Origin of the sequence: Rhodovulum viride (assembly GCF_003265965.1) — a bacterium.
GTDB lineage: Bacteria > Pseudomonadota > Alphaproteobacteria > Rhodobacterales > Rhodobacteraceae > Rhodovulum > Rhodovulum kholense.
The window spans coordinates 1-604 of the sequence record NZ_MUAV01000156.1 but is presented as its reverse complement, the minus strand read 5'-3'; the positions used below and the strand labels follow the sequence as shown (position 1 = coordinate 604).

At 75.2% G+C, this 604-nt stretch carries 1 protein-coding gene; it reads left to right on the top strand.

Annotated elements, in window-relative coordinates; genetic code table 11:
- A partial coding sequence (locus BYZ73_RS21595) for a phage major capsid protein (protein WP_112317599.1) occupies positions 1-604 on the top strand: 604 nt, incomplete at both ends.

Here is a 604-nt window from a genome sequence, read left to right as displayed (position 1 = left end):
AGCGGCTCAATGCCCAGGTCGGCCGGGCCGAGGCCACCGAGGCCGCCCGCGCCGCGGCCGCCACCGGGGGCGACGATCCCGCGCCTGCCCAACCCCCCGCGCCGCGGGCCGCCACCCCGCGCGACCCGGCGCATCGGGGCGTCGAGGTGGGCTTCATGCTGCATGCGCTGGCGGCCAGCCGGGGCGACCGCGAACGCGCGGTGGCCCGGCTTGAGACCGATGGCCATTCCGGCATCGCCGCGATCATGTCGGGCGCGTCCGAGGCCGCGGGCGGCATCACCATTCCCGCCGCGCAATCCGAGGAACTGATCGCGCTGCTGCGCCCGCGGGTCACCGTCCGCGCCTCGGGCGCGCGCACCGTGCCGATGCCCGCGGGCGAGCTGCGCACCGCGCGCCAGACCGCAGGCGCGACCGCCGGTTACGGCGCCGAGACCTCGGCCATTGCCGAAAGCGAGATGAGCTTCGATGCGGTCGACAAGTCCTTCAAGCTCCTGCGCGCGCTGGTGCCGCTGTCGAACAGCCTCCTGCGGCATTCCTCGGTCGCCATGGCCCAGCATGCCCGCGACGACCTCTTGAAGGCGATGGCGCTGCGCGAGGACCTGGC